This is a genomic window from Vibrio sp. 1401 (assembly GCF_033340295.1).
Genome location: NZ_JAWOWF010000701.1, coordinates 1 through 554, shown reverse-complemented (window position 1 = coordinate 554; position 554 = coordinate 1). Strand labels below are relative to the sequence as shown.

General features: G+C 37.9%; 2 protein-coding genes. One reads left to right on the top strand and one right to left on the bottom strand.

The features are described from left to right. Positions 1-52: 52 nt before the first annotated feature. Positions 53-376, top strand: coding sequence for a hypothetical protein (locus R7Z77_RS27680; protein ID WP_074545077.1), 324 nt, complete (start codon positions 53-55; stop codon positions 374-376). A 30-nt stretch (positions 377-406) separates the two neighbouring features. On the opposite strand, the gene R7Z77_RS27675 is transcribed toward R7Z77_RS27680, so the two are convergent. Next, entirely contained in the window at positions 407-553 is a 147-nt protein-coding gene (locus R7Z77_RS27675; protein ID WP_318137349.1) for a helix-turn-helix domain-containing protein, read from the bottom strand. Position 554 lies beyond the last annotated feature (1 nt).

Genomic DNA, 554 nt, shown 5'->3' with positions numbered 1-554 from the left:
TGGAAATTCTGAGCATGGATCTCTCACAGGTTAGACTGAAAGAGAAACAGAAATGACATTGAATAAGACAAGCACTGAATTACAGGCAGTTTCAAATAACTTGGTGCATCATATGTGTGTGAAACTACTAGTCAATCAGGGGCTTAATGAATCAGAAGCCAACTGCCTTTTAGATATAGAACTCTATCTATCGAATCCGCTAGACACGAATGTTGTTATTACTGAGTCTATGTATCAAAGTCACTCCAATGAACAAGCATCGCTGCGAACCTTGAAGCAAAAGCAGCGTAGTTACTTTGCATTGCTTTTACACAGTTATTGCGAAGCGGAAGCTAGGAAATATTTTGACTGTATGGAACAAGTTAAAAGTATTTGAATTTCATAGCCTTATAAATACGGTAAAACGCTAAGTATTTCTTAACTTCAATGGTGTAGTTCCTGTCCATCCCTTAAATGCTCTTGAGAAGGAACTAACATCGCCAAAACCTAACTGGAAAGCAATTTCTGTAACACTTAGCGAGTTGTCACTGAGGAGTCGAAGAGATTTTTCGATT